Raw genomic sequence first — 15,369 nt, 5'->3', positions numbered from 1 at the left:
GTCGCCCAGCAAGAAGCTGGCCCTGTCCCAGTCTCCCCATCCTCGACGGCGCCCATGTCAGGGCTGTGCAATTCCTTGCACAATCCAGAGGTCGATGTGAACGCGGCTGCACAGCCTGGCGCGTACACGCTTCTCCAGTGGCTCCAAGGAAGGCACTGGCTCAGCCCATCCATCGGGAGGGGCTGACTCAGGTCTTGCTTCGAAGCCCGTTCCCCTCCCACGGCAGCGCGAGCTCGGTCAACCAGGAGGCGCTCTCCTGTGTGTCCACGCGCAGGAACGTCTCGCGCAGGGGAAGGGCTGGGGTGCGCTCCTTCGAGTGAAGGGATGCGAAGAGGCGAGCCCAGGATGGGCCCACGGACTGGGGCGCCCCTGAGTGGACGAGCGTGACTGCCTGGACCTCGGGCACCTCCTCGATGGTGACACCTCGCGGAGTGGCTCCCGGTGCCAGGGGGACACACCAGGACACGTCCGCGTCCTCCTCGCGGTACTCCGCCTCGTGAAGGAGGCAGAAGGGCGCACCGGCCACGTGGGGGCCGCACGCGGCGAACAGCCTGGGGAAGGCCACCGACGCGTCGGAGTACCGTCCCCGGGCCCGGTGCACGGCGACGCGGGCCGGAGGGAGCCAGCGCTCGAGGAGTGGCGGCGGTGCGCGCAGGTACGCCTCCGCCTGGGCCTGGTTTCGCAGCAGGGTGTCCAGCGCGAGCACGGAGCGGTGCGCGCTGGCGGCCTCGTCGGCGAGCCGGGCGCGCGCGCGCCCCAGTTGCTCCGCGAGCGAGGCGCCCGTCGCCACCTCCGTGAGCACTCCCTGAATCTCTTCCAGGGACAGTTTCAGGTCGCGCAGCGCGCGCAGCGTGTGGGCCAGGGCGATGTCGCGCTCGGTGTAGTAGCGATAGCCAGAGGAGGGGTCCACGCGCGAGGGTTCGAGCAGTCCCTTCTCCTGGTAGAAGCGCAGGGCCTTCACGGTCAGCCCGGTGATGCGCGAAGTCTCGCCAATGGAATACAGCAGTCCGCTCACCGCTCCTCCTCCAAGAGGAAGGCGCGCACAGTGGCCGCGAAGGACTCGGGTTGCTCCTCGAAAGGGAAGTGCCCGCTGTCCGCCAGCTCCACCAGTCGCGCGTGGGGAATCGCCTCTACCACACGCTCCGTGGCCGAGCGCGGCTGGAGGTCCTGGGCGCCATGGATGACGAGCGTGGGCGCGCGCACCCGGCGCAACCATTCCGTCCAGTCGTGATGCCGGCCCAGGCTCAGGTAGAGCCCCAGCGAGAGAAAGCCTCCCGCGGTGCCGGCGCCTGGAAGCTTCGCGTCGGGGCGGGCGTGCCGCGTGGCCTGGACGTACAGGGGGCCGAAGGCGGCGAAGTGCTCGGCGAGTCGGGCCTCGTCGTCCTTCAGGCGGGCAGGGAAGTCGAAGGTGTGCTTCAGCCACGCCGCCAGCTCGCGTTGGCCCGTTGCGTCCAACCGGGCCCTCACCTGGGTGAACAGGTCGCCATCACCCGCGGGCATCGTCACCAACGGGGCGGGTGCCACCAGCACGAGGGCCTCGACCCGCTCCGGCCACTCCGCGGCGTAGAGCGCGGCCACCAGGGCCCCGAAGGAGTGTCCCACGAGCGTGAGGCGCTCCTTGCCCAGCAGTCGCCGGATGCGCTCGAGGTCCGCGAGCTGCGCGGCGAGTCCCAGTCGCAGCTCCACCGCCTGCATGGCCTGCCACGTGCCGCCAGGGGGCGCGTGGGTGAAGGGCCGCGACGAGGCGCCGCAGCCTCGCTGGTCATAGAAGTGCCAGCGCAGGGCGTCACCCGTCATGGTCGCCCCGCGCCAGGGTTCCGCTGGCGGGAGTCCAGGGCCGCCATGCACGACGACGACGTCCCGCCCATCACCCACGGCCACGTGGTGGAGCCTCACGTCCGGCGACACCTGCCAGGACGGCCCATCCGCACGTTGTCCTGGGGGAACGTCCAGCGTTTCGCCCCGCGCGGCCAGCAACTGCTCCACGGTGCCTGGTTGGAAGAGCGCTCGCCCCATCCACCACCAGGTGCCCGCTGCCGCCGCGACCAGCAGGACGAGTGTTCCAAGAACTCCTACCATGACCATCCTCCGAGACCTGTTTCCGGGTGACATGGAGCGGAGGGTGGCGGTCTCCCCTTGGGGGAGAGTCAAGCGGAGGCGGCCCACGCGAGCATGGAATTCATCGCCCGCGGCCGGGCCTATGGCCGCGTGACGTGTACGAGGCTCGTCATCGCGTCCACGTACAGGGTCGTGTCGTCGGCATACAGCGGCAGCAGAGGCGTGACCGATACCTGGTTCAGCTTCGTCTTGCGGAGCTGCTGCGTGGCCGGGTCCTTGAACACGGCGAACGGGACATCCTGGATGACGTAGGGCTCGCCATCCACGTGGCCGATGATCATCAAGACGTGACCGGGAACGACGATGAGGTCACCCACCTGCGCTTGGGCCAGCGCGCGCAGCCGCTCGGCGTGCGAGTCCTGCGCAGTGAAGAGGCGGTGATTCAGCGCCTCGCTCTTGCCCTGCATCCCGGAGTTGGGCGGCAGGAACAGCCCTAGGCTGCGGTACACCTCGCTGGTCAGTCCGCTGCAGTCGCGTGCATTGAACTGGTGCCCCCAGCCGTAGCGCTCGCCGAGGAACTTGAACGCCTGGCGGAGGATGTTGGCGCGTGTCATTGGCAGATAGCCCGGCGCGGTGTCGGCGGTACGGCGCAGCAGCGCGCTCTGGAACGCCAGTGTGCCGTCCTGCTCGCGCACCGGCAGCAGCACCGGCCACGATGCATAGCTGCTGGCGCCGTTGACCGGCTCACCGGGTGCCACGTCGGCCCGTGGCAGCGCGACCCCCATGTCGAGCTCGAGCTCGGACACCCCGGGTGCTTCCGGCGTGGAGACCGTGCGCACCTGGTCGCCCGTGACGACACGCCCGGGCGCTTTCGCCACGTACGAGAACACCGCGTCCGCCGAGCCCTCCGCGACATCGGCGCGCCGGACCCATGCGGGACCCTGGGTCGTCATGACGAACAGCCATTGCTGGTCCGCGCTGTGGTGCGCGATGACGACCGGCTCGCCAGGGAAGAGGATGCCGGCCTGCAGGCTTTCGTAGTCGCGCAGGTTCTCCGCCGCGAAGAACTTCCGGTCGGACGGCAGTGACCGCAGGGTCGTGCGCCGCACGCTGAGGCCGTAGCGCGCGGTGGAGGCTTCGGGGATGTGTTCGGTCGCGGTGTTCTGGCGCGGCTCTTCGAGCATCGCCTCCGTCACCGGTCGGCCCTGTTCGTCGATGACTGCCTGGATGGGCGTCTGCTGCGCATCCTTGACCCAGCCGGCGACCTGCGCCCGCGTCAGCGTGGCCGGGATGCGCTTCAGGTCGATCAGGCCGCCATCCGGACCGAAGGCGCGCATGCGCTTGGCCGCCACCTGGTTGGCATCGAGCAGCACCTCATCGGGAGATGGCGCGTGGCGAATCCAGAACTCGGGCGACAGCATGTCTTCGCTGAACGCGGGCACCCCGGATGGAGACACGGCGAGCGCGGACGGCGCGGCGCAGGCGGCAAGGCTGGCGGTGGTCCCCATCACCGCGAGCGAGAGAATCCGCGTGCGCCATGTGCGTGCGCCAGCCCGGCACGTCGTCGCACGAGGCTGAGTGGAGGGGGATGCCAGGCGGCTCATTCGTTCAACTCCCAGGGGGAAGACGGCTCATGTGGCCGTGCATGCGCGCGGGGGCGAGCAGGTCATCGCACTTGTAACTGGCTGCTCACCCTCAGGCACAACGAACTCTTGGCGAGAGCTATTTCGCAGGCGCGCGGCGTTTTCACCGGGAGGCAGTCGCTCCAGAAGCTCCTTGAACGGACGGCTCGCCTTGTCGGCTGCTCGCCGCCTTCACGGGCCCACTGAGATGCCCCTCAGTCAGGGCTGTTGTCGCCTCGGAGTTCACGGCTCGTTCACTGGCCGCGACGCGCTGGCGCTCATGGCAGCGACGCGCTCGCGATGCGGCGACCGGGTTTGGGAGGCACACGGGTGCGCTTCTCGCGCAGGCTCATGGCCACTCTCTTGGTCGGGCTCAGCCCAGCCCCGCCGTCACGCTCGCCACAAGCCAGAAGGTCCCCCTCACGATGTTGCCGCCCGGAAGCTCGGGATGGCGCACTGCGCCGTGCGCGCGTGGTTGAAGACGAAGCTGTAGCTCGCGCCCGAAGTGTCGGACCACACCTTCAACTCGTGGTCGCGTGTCGTGCCCGCGACCGTGGTGTGCTCCAGCAGGGAGTCCAGGACGCGCCCGAAGGCCGCCTTGTCGTTGGCGTGGATTCCGATGCAGGCGAGGTGGTTTGCCATCCACCGAAGGTAGCACGCGCCTGTTGCTCCACCGCGCCTCGCGGTTCGTCCAGGACACGCAGCGAAATTGACCCGTGCTACCGTCGAAAACCTGCGCTTGCAGCACCGGGGTTGTTGAAGTGCTTGATGGATTGGATCGCCGCGCCATGACTGCAATAACGAATATCGCGACGCAGGTTCGGCAGCACTGGCTGGAGCGGCACCTCAACGTCCAGCCGGTCGCGATGAAGGAACTCGTGGACGCGTGGCGGTCGCTTCCTGGCGTACTTCCAGAAGAATACGAGGCGTTCCTCCGCATCGCCGGGCTTCCAACGGATGAGGATGCCCAGGGGTTTCGTTTCTGGTTGCCGGGGGAGCTTCGCGCGACCGCCGATGTTCTCCGAGACGCAGGGTACGGCTGCAACGCCACGGAGGCGTCTGTCATCTTCGTCGACTACTTTCAGCAGTCGTGGTGGTACGCGCTGTGGGTGTCAGGGCCATGGAAGGGATACGTGTCTCTCGTCCTGGGCACCAAGAGCGGCAATGATCCTCGGTTCCCGTTAGGGAGCCTGGAGGAATTCCTGCTGGCGTACATCAAGGACGACGAGGATTTTCTGTGTCGGGGGATGCCGAAGATAGGCGAGGAGCGCTGACGTGGAGGCGAGGCCTGGTGCCCCGCGGCCCCCTGCGCTGTCGAAGGTCTCAGCGGCGGTATAGGTTTCGCGCATGCGCGACCTGCAATCGCACCGATGGATGTGGATCAAGGCGAGCCTCTTCGTCGTCATCGGACTGATGTCGTCGGCGCTCGTCCTCCTTCAGTTGCCCGAGTGGCGTGTCCTGCTCCTGCTCAGCCTCGCCATCTGGGCCTTCTGCCGCGCCTACTACTTCGCCTTCTACGTCATCGAAAAATACATCGACCCCTCATTTCGTTTCTCCGGCCTCGGCTCGGTCCTCCGCTACCTCATCAACAGGCGATAGCGGTGCGCGCCAAGGTCGTTGTGGGATGCCCGTTCGAGTGCGGGGGACCGAGCAGGGGAGTCGCTCGAACGACGAGATGGGCAGCCGGATGTACAGGGGTTCGAGGCGGGACGGCTACGTGTCCGCACGCCTTGGCGACCGCCCCCGGTATGCGCCGGGAGGCATACCGGCCCATGCTCGGAAGGCTCGCGAGAAGGCCTCGTCGGATGCGTAGCCAACGGTGCTGGCAATCACCTTGAGGCTCTGTTCAGACGATGCGAGGAGCTGTGCGGCGGCTCGCATGCGCCACGACGTGAGATATGCGAACGGCGTCTCCCCCACGATGTCGTGGAAGGTCGCCGCGAAGGTCGACCGCGACATCATCGCCTCCTCCGCGAGACGTTCGAGCGTCCATGCTTCTCCTGGCGCGCGATGAATCGCAGCCAGCGCCTTCGTGATTGCCGGGTGTCCGACTCCTCGCAGCCAGCTGGCGATCCGAACATCGAGACCGATGCACGCGCGAACGACCTGCACGAAGAGGAGCTCCGCCAGCCGCGTCAGGACGAGTGATGCCCCGGGCTTCCGGTCGATGGCCTCGGACGTGAGCGCGGCGACCAGATGCCGCGTCGCCCCCGAGAGCTCTTCGTGTTTCAAGCTCACGACTGGTGGCAGCGCGGTGTCGAAGAGGGCGCGGTCAATCTCGTCGACCTCGAGGGTCCCACAGATGACCTGGGTTCGCGCGCCGGTGCCGCCGCCGCGGAAGAAAGAGGTCGCGCTCTTGGACCTGGCGCGAAGCCGCTCGAAGGGCTCGGCGCGCGTCTTGAGCGAGTCCTTGAGCTCGTGCGCCATGCCCGCGCGGACCAGCGCGACACCGCCCGCCAGGAGGGGGAGGGCACGGCGAGTCCCGCGCACGAAGAGGACGGCACTTCCTTCTGGGATGACGTAACAGACGTAGGCGCCGAGACCCTCGGTGCTGACGCCCCAGGGCGCCGCGAGCTCGCTCGCACCGAAGATGCTCGCGCGAAGCCTCACGGTGGAGAGAAGCGACGTCAGCGCATCGTCGGACGTTCCATCAACCATTCGAGACGCTTCGTAGCAGGTCGTCCGAGACCATGGCACCCGAACTTGAACTCCACGAGGTGCTGATGTCGAGAGACGTTAGAGGAAAGGCCTTCGTCTTCGCCGGTGGGACGAGTGGCATTGGTCGAGCCACCGCGCTCGCGATGGCGCGGCGACACGCGGACGTGCTCGTGTTGGGCCGAGATGCCACACGGGGCGAAGCCACGGCGAAGCTGCTGCGTGACGCCGGAGCCGGTGACGCGCGGTGGGCACGGGCAGACCTCTCGTCGGTCGTGGGCATCGAAGCCGCTGCCCGCAACATCCTGGCCTGGCGCAGGACATTCGATGGCCTCATCCACTCGGCGATGAACGTGGACCTGCGGGCGCGGACGCGTCAGTCGACGGCCGACGGCTACGAACACGCCTTCGGCCTGCAATACCTCGCGCGGGCCGGGCTCAACCTGAAGCTCGTCGATGCGCTCGCGGCGTCCGGAGATGGACGGATTCTTCACATCGGCGCCAGCCCTCCCGCGAGGCTCGTGCCGGATGTGGGCGATCTGCAATTCGAGCGTCGCAAGTGGACGCTCACGGCTTCGCTCATGTCGTCGCAGGTGCTCGGCTTCCTTCACGTTCAGGAGGCCGCGCGAAGGTGGAAAGACCTGCCCATCAGCATCGCGATTTCCTGCGTGGGCCCTACGACGACCGACTCGATTCGCGAACAGCCGTGGTGGGCCCGCGCGCTGTACGCGCTCATCGCGACGACGCCGGAGCGCTCGGCTGAAAATGGCCTTCGCTTCCTGCTCGACGAGGACGTGCGGCTCGCGCGAGGTGCCGCGCTCAAGAGTCCGAAGAAATATCAGCCCACAGCGATTGCGTACGACGCCGAGCTGGCGGCCAGCGTCTGGAGGCTCGCCGAGGCCATGCTGCGCCCGGGTTCGTGACTCGCGCCCAGGATAAGAAGCACGTGGGCGTCGAGTGAGTGTCACGTCACCGTGAGCAATCCACGAAGCACCACGACTCCAGAGCCGGAGAGCTCGGGCTCTGGCGTCAGGCGCACATGCAACAAACTGCGCCGGCCCATGTGAACACCCTGCTCGACGACGAGGGTCTTGTCCTCCGCGAGCAGGTCCTCCGAACCCAGGTAGGCGCACAGCGGCCCGGCGGCCGTGCCTGTCGCCGCGTCTTCCCAGAGACCGACCGTGGGGTTGAAGAAGCGCGCATAGGCCGTCCGTGGCGCGGCCGGGTCGAACGCGTAGACATAGCAGCCCTCTGCCCCCGCCGCCGCCAGCACCGAGAGCAACTTGTCACTCATGGGGCGAGCGCGATCAACAGTCAGCGCGTCTCGAACGCGAACCAGGAGATGACCTGCGCCGGTGCTGGCGACGCGGGGCGCCGGGTGCGTCAGGACATCCGCGACAGGCAGGGCAAGTGCCTCGGCCAGAGGGCCGACCTCATCGAGTGACGAAGAGAGCTTCAATGGGGACTGCTTCATCCGTCCATGGATGCGGCCCGCACGTGCCTCGAGCGTGATGGGCAACACGTCTGTACCGATTTCCTGTTGGAAGGTCTTCGGCGCATCCAACGAACCGAGGGCTCCGTGCTCGGCGAGCCACAGCCAGGCCCCGAGCGCATTGTGCCCCGCTCCGAATATCTCCGAGCCATTCGCGGTGAACGAGCGCAACTTCCAATCGGCGCGCGTGCTCTTCAGGAGAAAGGTCGTCTCCGCCTGATTGAACTCGCCTGCGATGCGCCGAAGCGTGTCGTCGGGCAACGCGTCCGCGCCTTCGACGACCGCGAGAGGGTTGCCGCTCAGCGGAGCATCCGCGAACACATCGATCAGCCCTGATGCCAGCTCTGCCATTCGTCTTCTCCTCGGTCGTAGATGAGCTACATTCACCTTGCTCGGACCTGACGGAAACCTAATGAGGCACGGGTGCCGCCGCAAAAGCGAAGTTCTCACCTTGAAGATGAGCTGGATTCAGCATGCCTCCGTACGAGCTTCCTCCCTTGAACGCGCTGCGCGCCTTCGACGCCGCCGCCCGACATTCCAGCTTCAAGGCCGCCGCCGCGGAGCTCTTCGTGACGCCCACGGCCATCAGCCACCAGGTCCGGCAGCTCGAAGCCTACCTGGGCGTGCGTGTGCTCGACCGGACGCCACGGTCCGTGTCCCTGACGTCGGCGGGCGCGGAGCTGTACGAGGCGGCCGCGGCGGGTTTCGCGGACATCAGCCGGGTTGTCTCACGCCTGCGCAAGGGCCCGACTCCCGTGACGCTGACACTCTCCGCCACCACGGGGTTCTTGAGCCAGTGGCTGGTGCCGCGTCTGGATGAGGTCCGCCGCCTCTTGCCGGACATCGAGTTCCGGCTGCATGCCGGAAACGCGCCCGTGGTGCTGAAAGCGGGCGAAGTCGATGTGGCCATCCGCTATGGCAGGGGCCCGTTTCCGGGGGCCGAGGCCACGGTGCTGAAGCGCGACACCTTCGCCCCCGTGTGCAGCCCGAGACTCAAACTCACGCGCGCCAGCGACCTGCGCCGCGCGAAGCTCATCCACATCGACGGGCAGCGTGTGCCCAGACCTCCGCCGACGTGGGCCCGCTGGTGTGCCGAGGCCGGAGTCACAGGGGTGGATACCGAGGCCGGCATCCGGTTCACGGACGGCCTGCATGCGGTTCAGGCCGCGCTCGCGGGGCAGGGGGTTGCCATCGTCAGCCGGGTCTTGGTGGCCGACGCCTTGTCCGCGGGACTGCTGAGCCAGCCGTTCGTCGAGGTTCTTTGCGGCGAGACCTATCACTTCGTCTGCGCGCCAGGCCTGAGTTCCCGTGCCGACGTCGTCGCCCTCCGGGAGTGGTTTCAACGCAACCTGATGACGCTCCCATGATTCATACCTGTTCGCGGGTCGTAGCGGTCCGCGTGCAACGCATGGGACGAATGCGCTTCGCGGGGTGCCTCAGCGTCGCGCCGACTTCTTTCGCCGACCGCCTTCGGCGGCGCCGAGCAGCATCACGTCGACGACTCGCTCGAGCGTCTCGTCGGTGCAGGTGTCATGGCGGAACAAAATCAGATTCCGGGCGCTGCCGAGCAGGAGGTCACGAACGAGCGGCATGTCGGTGTCCTTCGGGAGCTCGCCGCGCGCCACCGCCCGCTCGAACATCACGAGCGCGTTGCATTCGGAGCGCTCGATTCGCTCTTGGATGACCTTGCAGAGCTCTCCCTTGCCGCCACTGCCAGCGAAGAGCATGCGCATCAGCGACAGCACCACGGGGGAGCGGCAGACCGCGCGATAGCGGCGCAGGTAGTCGAGGAGATCGCCCCGGAGCGAGCCGGTGTTGGGGAAGCTGTCCTGGTCGGACACCCGTTCGAACGCGGCGAGCACCAGCGCCTCCGGAGTTTCCCAGCGGCGATAGATTGTCGTCTTGTTGACGGCGGCGCGCTCGGCGACCGCCTCGATTGACAGGTTCTCGTAGCCGACCCGCGCGACCTCTTCGAGGGTCGCCTCGAGAATCTTCGCGACCAGCGGCTCGCCCCGTTGCTGTTTCGAAGCCATCCCGAACGTTCTAGCACGAAAGCAACGAACAAGTTGCTTTGTCCTCCGGGGCCGTTACCTTCGTTAAAGCAACGAACTGGTTGCAATAAAGCGCCGGCCACGTTGCGATGAGGTGGGCCATGAAGACGGTTCTGGTGACGGGAGCCACGGGCAGACAGGGCGGAGCGGCCGCACGCGCACTGCGCGCCGACGGCGTCGCGGTGCGGGCGCTGGTCCGAAACCTGGAGGCGCCGGCAGTGGCGGGGCTCCGGGGGCACGGCGTCGAGATTGCCTCGGGGAATCTTGATGACCCGCCTTCGCTGCGCGCGGCCTGCCGTGGCGTCGACGCGGTCTTCTCGGTGCAGACGCCCGACCTCAAGGACCTCGGAGGCGACTCCGAGACGAGGCATGGGCGGAACCTCGTCGAGGCGGCGCTCGCCGAGCGCGTCCCGCAGTTCGTCCACACATCGGTCTCCGGCGCTGGCGACCATCATCGCGGCGTCCCCGGTTGGAAGGAGGGGCGCTGGAAGACGCTGGAGCATTACTGGGAGAGCAAGGCGTATCTCGACGAGCTCGTGAAGGACGCCGGCTTCCCGCACTGGACCGTGCTGCGGCCGTCCATGTTCATGGAGAACTTCGTGCGCCCGTCATTCCTCTTCGCGAACTGGGTGGAGAATCGGCTGCTGACCGTCCTCAAACCCGACACCCGGCTGTCGCTCATCGCCGTCGACGATATCGGCAAGGCGGTCGCGCGAATCATCGCCGAGCCGGAGCGCTTCGATGGCCGCAACCTCGAACTCGCCGGTGATGTCCGCTCGCTCCGCGAGATATCAGCGGTCCTTTCGGAGGCCTGGAAGACGAAGGTCGAGGCGCCCGACCTGACTCCGGAAGAGGCACTCGCACAGGGCCTCCTCCCCGCGTTCGTCAACTCGCAGCGCTACCTGAACGAAAATCCGAGTCCGGCCCGCCCCGACGAAGCGCGGGCCCTCGGCCTCTCGCCACGGACCTTCGCGCAATGGGTCCACGCCAAGTGGCCTTGAGGTGACCTCATCGCCGGGACTCCGCCAGGAGGCAATGGGCGAAGTCACTCTGCACGCGGTGCCGTGGGCAGGATTGGCGGCGCGCGGCCTGCTGGGCGCGCTGAGGTCTTGCCCGAAGACCCTACCGTCTCCGTCCTGCCGCCTTGAGCTCATTCAAGCGCCGCCGCGCGTCGTCGTCGGCGGGAAAGAAGGACTCGATGCGCAGATGGTCGGTGGTGATGTCCTGCGCATTGCCAAAGGTCGAGCACATCGACAACAGCCGTATCCGGAACGTCCCATGCGCGTACTCGATGGGCGTGATGGGCGGCAGGCCGGTGGATGCCGATGACGGAACTGGCAGGGCGGATACGCCGGGATACCCCCGCAGTTCGGTGTAGAGGTCCGCGAGGGCCTCGCTCGGCCGACTCTGATGCTGGCGGCGCAGATGCACGAGCATCAGCGGCGCGACCTCCGTCCAGTTGATGATGCGCCCGCGCAGGCCGGCAGGGTGGAACAGCTGGCGCATCATGTTTCGCGCCCTCGCCATGCCCACGGCGCGCTGCAGTGGCGCCGGGTCGAATGCCAGCGCCGCCGTGAGCCGCGACATGCCTGCGTTGAGCCGGACGATGTCCCAGGCGCCGTCGACCACGAGCGCCGGATTCGGCTCGAGGTGGGTGAGCATGACATCGACGGCCTCGACCACCGGCCGCATCGAGGGGGCATCCAGGGTGCTCCGGCTGAAGGCTCCGGTGAAGCCAGCGGCTTCCAGGAACACGTTGCGCTCGTGCAGGGGGAGATCGAGCACGTGCGCTAGCAGCAGGACCATGGCGCGGCTGGGCCTCGCCCGCCCCAGCTCGAGGTAGCTGACGTGCTTCTGCGAGACGTTCGCCTGCAGGGACAGCTCCATCTGCGAGAGCCTGCGCAGCTGTCGCCAGCGCTTGAGCTGCTCGGCGAAGGACGAGCCTGGGGTCAGCTCCGGCAGCGCTTGCGGACGTGAAGCCATGAGTGACCCCTCCGTGAGGAAGACGAGATGGCGGACGCGGGGAGTGTGGGGCTGATGCGGTGATGGCGACAACTACCTCCGAGGTGGTTGCCGCGCCCACGCGACGACTCCACAGTGGCCCGCGTCGCCATCGCCGCGCGACGTGCAACCCCAGCTCAGTCCTCTCCAGGAGGCTTCATGACGCGCATCCTTCATGGCTTTCCCCTGTCCGGTAACACGCACCGCGTGCGGCTGTTCCTCTCCCTGCTGGGGCTCGACTACCGCGAGCAGATGGTGAACCTGGTCGTCGGCGAGCATCGACGCCCCGAATTCCTGGCGCTCAATCCGCTCGGGCAGGTCCCGGTGCTGACCGACGGTGAACTCGTGCTGCGAGACAGTCACGCCATTGTCTACTACCTTGCCCGGACCTATGACCGCGCTGACGTCTGGCTGCCGCGAGAGCCCGCGGAGGCGGCGGGAGTGATGCAATGGCTGTTCATGGATGCCAATGAGCTGCACAACGGCATTGGCTTCGCGCGCAACCACCTGGCCTTCGGAGTGGCCTGCGACCTCCCCGCCGCGCAGTCGCGAGCGCGCTCGGCCCTGCAGGTGCTGGAGCGACGTCTGACCGACGGGGGCTGGCTTGAGCTCGGGCGTCCGACGCTGGCGGACGTGGCTTGTCATCCTCTGGTGAGCCTCTCGTACCAGGGAGGAATCGCCCTCGACGACTACCCTGGAGTCACCGCCTGGCTGGCGCGTGTCGAGCAACTGCCGGGCTTCGTGAAGATGCCGGTATGGCCAACGGCCAGGGCCCGTTGAGCACTCCCCGCATCACCACCCGTGCCTCAGCCAGGCTGCGACACACAAGTCATGCCTCCCCTGGAGCACGGCCTCCCTGGCGCATTGCCGCGAAATTCTGAGTCCCCGAGTCGTGCTGTCTTCACGGTCCATCCTGGTGTCACCTGGAGAACAGGGAAGGCACCGCGCTTGCACTGGCGCCTCGTCGGGCCAGGCGAGGGAGGCCGACCCCGCTCTGGGCCCGGCGGTGATTCACATCGCATCACCGCGAGAGGAAGACATCATGCGCAACTCAGTTGTCACGTTCGGGGCCATCATCACGCTCATCCTCGCAGGGGCACCTGTCGCCCAGGCCGAATCCGAGGACCTGAAGCTCTCCTTCGGCCTTCGCGCCGGCTACGGGCTCCCCATCGGCATCGCGAAGGGAGGGGACAGCCACTACGACATATACCTGGACGAAATCGTGAAGGGCATCGTCCCCGCGCAGCTCGACGTGGGGACGTTCCTGGGCTCCCACTTCTACGTGGGCGCCTCGTTCCAGTACGCGGTGGGGCTCGCCGTCAGTGAGTGCCAGGGGGACTGCGGTGTGAGCGCCATGCGAATCGGCCTCAACCTGAGCTACCACCACCCCTGGTCGGAGAAGCTCAGCCCGTGGCTGGGCCTGGGCGTTGGCTACGACGTCCTCGATGCCGACCAGGTGCCCTCCGTCATGACCGGAGAACTCGAACCGACCTCGTCGTATGGCCGCCTGGAAGGCTTCGAGGTGGGCAACCTTCAGGGGGGCATCGATTTCAACGTCGCGGGGCCCGTGTGGTTCGGCCCCTACGTGACGGGGACCCTGGCCAGGTACGACGGACAGGATGCCCGCTTCCATTCCTGGTTCATGGGCGGTCTGCGACTCCTCGTCCGACGCTGAGTCGTCCAGGAGCGGAAGCCTCCCCGTCACTCACGCGGTGAAAGGGGGAGCGGTTCGAGGCACCGGCTTAAGGAGCCTCGAACATCCCCTTCGGCGTGATGCCCTTCAGGAAGGGCTCGATGAAGGCGTGCAACAGCTCCGTTTGCGTGATGACCGCGGTGTGTGACGTCGCCGGCAGGACCGCGAGGCGCGAGGGCGACAGCGGCTTGCCCATGTCGCCCGCGCCGCCACCGCCGAGGAGCCGGAACAGGGCGACCGAATGCTCCAGGGTCGAGACGTCGGCATCTCCGGTGATGATGAGCACCGGAGTCTTCAGCGCCTTCACCTGCTCCCTCCACGCCATCGGCTCCTTCTCGAGCGCAATCAGCTTCCGGACCAGCTCCGGAAACCCTTCGGGGTTGGCGGCGAGCTTCCGGTAGTCCTTCGCGAACGGCATCTCGAGGAACATCTCCACCTTCATCTGCGGGATGAACTCCTTGAACTCGGGCTGCCAGCCCTCGACGTCGTAGGCGACCGAAGCGGCGGCCAGCTTGTTCACCTTCTCCGGATGGCGGATGGCGAACTGCAGCCCGGCGGCCGCTCCCATGGAGTAGCCGAACACGTCCGCCTTCTTGAGTCCCACCGCGTCCATGAAGGCCGCGATGTCATCCGCCAGGTGGGGGTAGGTGATGGGCCGGTCGATGTCGGTGGTGCGGCCGTGTCCCTGAAACTCGAGCGCATAGACCCGATGGGTCTTCGCGAGCTTGGGGATGATGGCGCCCATCGTCGGGATGTTCATGTAGGCCCCGTGCAGGACAATCAGCGGGTCGCCCTTGCCGGACACCTCGTAATACATCTGCTTTTACGGTCAGTGTGTCCTTGCGCGAAGTCACGGGGAACCAACGACACCGGCATAGCCCCCGCTCGGGTGCCGATGAACCCCTCGTCCCTGAAGTCCGACCTCTCGTCGGAACCCGCGCGCCCGGCGAGCGCCCCTGAACTAGGACCGGAAGGCACCCACGAACGGGAGTACCTCTCATGCACGCCCGCAACCTCCTCGTCGCCCTCGCGCTCACACTGGCCGCCCCTGTCCTCGCCGCGGAGCCCACGCCTCCTGTGCGGCCGAGACAGCCACCCTCCGCCGCGGAAGCGGCCGCCCGGCACCGCGAGAAGCTCTCGCCGTTACAGGTCCTGGTGGGCAACTGGCGGGGAGACGGATGGGTCGACATGGGCCCTCATGCGGGCGGCCGCAAGACGTTCCAACTGAAGGAGACCGTGCAGCCGCACCTCGACGGAACAGTGCTCGTGGTGGAGGGACTGGGCACCAGCCGAGCGAGCCCCACGGCCCCCGAGGTCCCCACGCACCAGGCGCTCGGAGTACTCTCCTGGGATGAGGCCGCTGGCCGCGTGCGCTTCAGTGCATACCGGTTCGGTGGCGGCGTCGTGGACACCGAAATGAAGCTGCTGGGCGATGGGGTGTTCCAGTGGGGCTTCGACATGCCTCAGGGCCGCGTCCGCTTCACGCTGGACGTGCGCGACGGGGTGTGGGTTGAAAAGGGAGAACTCTCGCTCGATGGGGGCAAGACATTCGGTCAGTTCCTCGAGATGACGGTGCGGCGCGCGAAATGAAACCCGGGGTGCGCTGGGCGCTGTTCGCGGGCTGCACGCTGCTGCTCGCGGCGCTCGTCACGGCGTTCGTGATACTCCCCGCGCCCACTCCGCCCGCGGAGGTCATGCGCATCTTCGCGCTCAGCGCCTTCTACGGCATCTGCATCGGCTTCCCGTCGATGAGGGTGATGCCCACGGTGGGCCGGCGCGCCATGCACGGCCCGCCCG

General features: G+C 67.3%; 19 protein-coding genes. 10 read left to right on the top strand and 9 right to left on the bottom strand.

Features of this window, described 5'->3' with window-relative positions; all coding sequences use genetic code 11:
- Nucleotides 1–187 precede the first annotated feature (187 nt).
- The 3 genes from HR086_RS12155 to HR086_RS12145 form a co-directional block, all read right to left on the bottom strand.
- On the bottom strand, nt 188–1,015 hold the full coding sequence (locus HR086_RS12155; protein WP_174458756.1) for a MerR family transcriptional regulator: 828 nt from the start codon (nt 1,013–1,015) through the stop codon (nt 188–190).
- The gene (locus HR086_RS12150; RefSeq protein WP_174458755.1) at nt 1,012–2,079 is read right to left on the bottom strand and encodes an alpha/beta fold hydrolase; all 1,068 of its coding nucleotides are present in this window, start codon (nt 2,077–2,079) and stop codon (nt 1,012–1,014) included. The genes HR086_RS12155 and HR086_RS12150 overlap by 4 nt, the downstream gene beginning before the upstream one ends.
- A 119-nt stretch (nt 2,080–2,198) precedes the next feature.
- Complete coding sequence (locus HR086_RS12145) at nt 2,199–3,479, bottom strand: SH3 domain-containing protein (RefSeq protein ID WP_254626294.1); 1,281 nt, start codon at nt 3,477–3,479, stop codon at nt 2,199–2,201.
- Between HR086_RS12145 and HR086_RS48450 the strand changes: the two genes are divergently transcribed.
- Nucleotides 3,478–3,636 (top strand): hypothetical protein, encoded by a 159-nt coding sequence (locus HR086_RS48450; protein ID WP_254626293.1) that lies wholly within the window; start codon nt 3,478–3,480, stop codon nt 3,634–3,636. The two genes, HR086_RS12145 and HR086_RS48450, sit on opposite strands and share 2 nt — an antisense overlap.
- A gap of 464 nt (nt 3,637–4,100) precedes the next feature.
- Here HR086_RS48450 and HR086_RS12140 read toward each other — a convergent pair whose 3' ends face one another.
- Entirely contained in the window at nt 4,101–4,322 is a 222-nt protein-coding gene (locus tag HR086_RS12140; protein ID WP_174465679.1) for a hypothetical protein, read from the bottom strand.
- Between the two features lie 146 nt (nt 4,323–4,468).
- Here HR086_RS12140 and HR086_RS12135 point away from each other — a divergent pair, with 146 nt between their 5' ends.
- Nucleotides 4,469–4,954 carry a hypothetical protein gene (locus HR086_RS12135; protein ID WP_174465688.1) on the top strand — a complete coding sequence of 162 codons (486 nt, stop codon included), beginning with the start codon at nt 4,469–4,471 and terminating at the stop codon, nt 4,952–4,954.
- 73 nt (nt 4,955–5,027) lie between these two features.
- Nucleotides 5,028–5,279 (top strand): hypothetical protein, encoded by a 252-nt coding sequence (locus HR086_RS12130; RefSeq protein WP_141646060.1) that lies wholly within the window; start codon nt 5,028–5,030, stop codon nt 5,277–5,279.
- Between the two features lie 114 nt (nt 5,280–5,393).
- On the opposite strand, the gene HR086_RS12125 is transcribed toward HR086_RS12130, so the two are convergent.
- Nucleotides 5,394–6,338, bottom strand: coding sequence for an AraC family transcriptional regulator (locus HR086_RS12125; RefSeq protein ID WP_174465687.1), 945 nt, complete (start codon nt 6,336–6,338; stop codon nt 5,394–5,396).
- A gap of 65 nt (nt 6,339–6,403) precedes the next feature.
- Between HR086_RS12125 and HR086_RS12120 the strand changes: the two genes are divergently transcribed.
- Nucleotides 6,404–7,258, top strand: a complete 855-nt coding sequence (locus tag HR086_RS12120; RefSeq protein WP_174465686.1) for an SDR family NAD(P)-dependent oxidoreductase — start codon at nt 6,404–6,406, stop codon at nt 7,256–7,258.
- Between the two features lie 41 nt (nt 7,259–7,299).
- Here the strand turns inward: HR086_RS12120 and HR086_RS12115 are convergent, their stop codons facing one another.
- Complete coding sequence (locus tag HR086_RS12115) at nt 7,300–8,178, bottom strand: PhzF family phenazine biosynthesis protein (protein WP_174465685.1); 879 nt, start codon at nt 8,176–8,178, stop codon at nt 7,300–7,302.
- Between the two features lie 122 nt (nt 8,179–8,300).
- Here HR086_RS12115 and HR086_RS12110 point away from each other — a divergent pair, with 122 nt between their 5' ends.
- Nucleotides 8,301–9,194, top strand: a complete 894-nt coding sequence (locus HR086_RS12110; protein ID WP_174465684.1) for a LysR substrate-binding domain-containing protein — start codon at nt 8,301–8,303, stop codon at nt 9,192–9,194.
- A gap of 69 nt (nt 9,195–9,263) precedes the next feature.
- Here the strand turns inward: HR086_RS12110 and HR086_RS12105 are convergent, their stop codons facing one another.
- A complete protein-coding gene (locus HR086_RS12105) occupies nt 9,264–9,860 on the bottom strand; it encodes a TetR/AcrR family transcriptional regulator (protein ID WP_174458748.1) in 597 nt (198 codons plus the stop codon).
- A 119-nt stretch (nt 9,861–9,979) separates the two neighbouring features.
- Between HR086_RS12105 and HR086_RS12100 the strand changes: the two genes are divergently transcribed.
- Complete coding sequence (locus HR086_RS12100) at nt 9,980–10,879, top strand: NmrA family NAD(P)-binding protein (protein ID WP_174465683.1); 900 nt, start codon at nt 9,980–9,982, stop codon at nt 10,877–10,879.
- Between the two features lie 121 nt (nt 10,880–11,000).
- On the opposite strand, the gene HR086_RS12095 is transcribed toward HR086_RS12100, so the two are convergent.
- Complete coding sequence (locus tag HR086_RS12095; protein ID WP_174465682.1) at nt 11,001–11,861, bottom strand: helix-turn-helix domain-containing protein; 861 nt, start codon at nt 11,859–11,861, stop codon at nt 11,001–11,003.
- Nucleotides 11,862–12,038: 177 nt separating this feature from the next.
- Here HR086_RS12095 and HR086_RS12090 point away from each other — a divergent pair, with 177 nt between their 5' ends.
- Both HR086_RS12090 and HR086_RS12085 read left to right on the top strand, forming a co-directional pair.
- Nucleotides 12,039–12,659 carry a glutathione S-transferase family protein gene (locus HR086_RS12090; protein WP_174458745.1) on the top strand — a complete coding sequence of 207 codons (621 nt, stop codon included), beginning with the start codon at nt 12,039–12,041 and terminating at the stop codon, nt 12,657–12,659.
- A 262-nt stretch (nt 12,660–12,921) separates the two neighbouring features.
- Nucleotides 12,922–13,554 carry a hypothetical protein gene (locus tag HR086_RS12085; protein WP_174458744.1) on the top strand — a complete coding sequence of 211 codons (633 nt, stop codon included), beginning with the start codon at nt 12,922–12,924 and terminating at the stop codon, nt 13,552–13,554.
- Nucleotides 13,555–13,621: 67 nt separating this feature from the next.
- Here HR086_RS12085 and HR086_RS12080 read toward each other — a convergent pair whose 3' ends face one another.
- Entirely contained in the window at nt 13,622–14,389 is a 768-nt protein-coding gene (locus tag HR086_RS12080; protein ID WP_174465681.1) for an alpha/beta fold hydrolase, read from the bottom strand.
- A gap of 182 nt (nt 14,390–14,571) precedes the next feature.
- Here HR086_RS12080 and HR086_RS12075 point away from each other — a divergent pair, with 182 nt between their 5' ends.
- Nucleotides 14,572–15,162 (top strand): hypothetical protein, encoded by a 591-nt coding sequence (locus HR086_RS12075; RefSeq protein WP_174465680.1) that lies wholly within the window; start codon nt 14,572–14,574, stop codon nt 15,160–15,162.
- The coding region (locus HR086_RS12070) for a hypothetical protein (RefSeq protein WP_141646046.1) at nt 15,159–15,369 on the top strand (211 nt) is incomplete at its 3' end. The genes HR086_RS12075 and HR086_RS12070, both read left to right, overlap by 4 nt.

Source organism: Myxococcus sp. CA039A (assembly GCF_013336645.1).
In the GTDB taxonomy this organism is placed as follows: Bacteria; Myxococcota; Myxococcia; order Myxococcales; family Myxococcaceae; genus Myxococcus; species Myxococcus llanfairpwllgwyngyllgogerychwyrndrobwllllantysiliogogogochensis.
The sequence above is the reverse complement of the archived record's forward strand: the minus strand, read 5'-3'. Positions and strand labels throughout refer to the sequence as shown.